The 1991-nt window shown below is 39.4% G+C and carries 1 protein-coding gene; it reads right to left on the bottom strand.

Annotated elements, in window-relative coordinates; translation table 11 throughout:
• On the bottom strand, positions 1-1991 hold a 1991-nt coding region (locus tag C7Y47_RS24530), incomplete at both ends, for a phage tail tape measure protein (RefSeq protein WP_142511127.1).

The following is a 1991-nucleotide window of genomic DNA, read 5'->3' as shown; positions in this document are numbered from 1 at the left end:
TGTTCATCAGCTTGTTGTTGAGCTTTTTCTACAATCTTTTGATGTTGTTCTTCAGCAAGGAAAATAGTTTGATCTTTTGCCTTTGTTGCTTCAGCTATCATCTTATCGGCTTGTTCAGCTGAGATAGCTCCTGTCTCATCACGCATCTGAATTATTTGAGCCATTCGTTTTTCGTAAGTCTCATTAGCTTCTTTGATAACTTCATCTTTTTGCTTGACAGCGTTTTTTACAACTTCGGCTGCTTGTTCAGCTGAGATAATCGAAGCATTTTCTTTCATACGTTCGAGGATTATTTTTTGTTCTAACTCGCTTTCAGAAAACGTCCTAACAGCATTTTCTTTCATCAATTGGTTGATATTATTGAGTACTTCATGTTCACGTTCTGTTAATTCTCTTTTTTCATTAGCTGCCTTTTGAGTAATTTCTTTTGCTATCTCATTCATAGTTATCTGGTCTTGAATTTTGTACTCATTACGTTTTTTAGTATCAGCAATTATTTTCTCTTCTTCTTCTGAAGATAAAGCTGAAGAATCCATAAAGAACTTTTGCATGTCAGATAATTGATCTGCATTACGTTTCTTCATGCCGTCCACAATCTGAGTATTCATTTGATCATACTTAGAAGTAAGCTCATTTGCCATTTCAGCTGTAACCTTTGTGGAAGACACATACATCTCAGTGACAGATTGTGAAGCATTTTCACTTAAATCAAAGAATCCATCAAGTGCTTTCTTTGTAGATTCAGAAACACCTTCCCCAAATCTCTCAACACTTGGTAAAGCACTTTCGCTCATGTTTTTAGCAAACGCAATTGTACCAATTGTTAATCCAGCTAAAGCAGCAACTGCTATTCCGATAGGGCCAGTTAAAACCGTAAATACACTTGCTAAAGCTCCAATAGCTGGAGTTGCTGCCGTTGCACCTGTTGTAACTACTGCAATAGCGCTTGATACAGTACCAAATGCTCCAAGAATTGTCCCTAACGACGAAATCAACATACCACCAATAACAAGTAATGGGCCTATTGCAGCTGCTAAACCAGCGACTACTAAAATAGTTTTCTTTGTACTCTCACTTAATTCTCCAAACTTAGCCGCCATCTTTGCTATCCAATCTGCAAAGGCACGTAAATCATCTTTTATCAAGTCACTTATTTGTATAGCTATACCTTCAAATGCTGCTTTTAATTGATTTAATGAACCGGCTAAGTTATCCATCATCGTGTCTGCCATTTTCTCAGCTGCACCATCAGCATTTTTTAAGGCATCCGTTGTATCACCTAGTGTTTTTGATCCACTTTCCAAAAGAATAGCCCAGTGTTTGTAAGCTTCTGCCCCAAATAAAATAGACAAAGTAGCTGATTTCTGCTCCTTTGTCATTCCTTTTGTTCCTTTTTCAATTTCTGCTATTATATTTGGCATTGATTTTAAGTTTCCTTGAGCATCGAAAAACTCGATACCAAGACGCCCCATTTCGTCCCTCATTGCTTTTGTCGGTTTTGCTAACCGAGATAATGAAGATGCAAAGGCTTGACCAGCCATAGATCCTTTTACACCACTATCAGCAAGTTTCATTACCGCTGCTGCTGACTCCTCAAGTTCCAATCCCAAAGCATTTGCAACAGGAGCAAGATAAGTCATCGCTTCGCCCATCTGCTCAACGTTAGTATTAGCGTTGGCTTGTGCGTATGCGAATACGTCAGCGGTATGACCAGCCTTCCCTGCCGATATTCCAAAGGCGCTCATAACATCTGAGGTAATGTCTGCTGCTTTTCCTAAATCAAGGGCTCCCGTTGCTGCTAAGTTGAGCATACCTGGCATAGCCGCCATAATATCATTGGTTTTCCATCCAGCAAGTGCTAAGTATTCCATACCTTCTGCTGCTTGAGTAGCTGTGAAAACAGTGGTTTTACCTAGTTCTTGAGCCTGACCTCTTAATTTATCGAAATCGGCTCCAGTAGCACCGCTGACAGCTGATACTTTAGACATTTG

Source organism: Lysinibacillus sphaericus (assembly GCF_006864135.1).
In the GTDB taxonomy this organism is placed as follows: Bacteria; Bacillota; Bacilli; order Bacillales_A; family Planococcaceae; genus Lysinibacillus.
The sequence above is the reverse complement of the archived record's forward strand: the minus strand, read 5'-3'. Positions and strand labels throughout refer to the sequence as shown.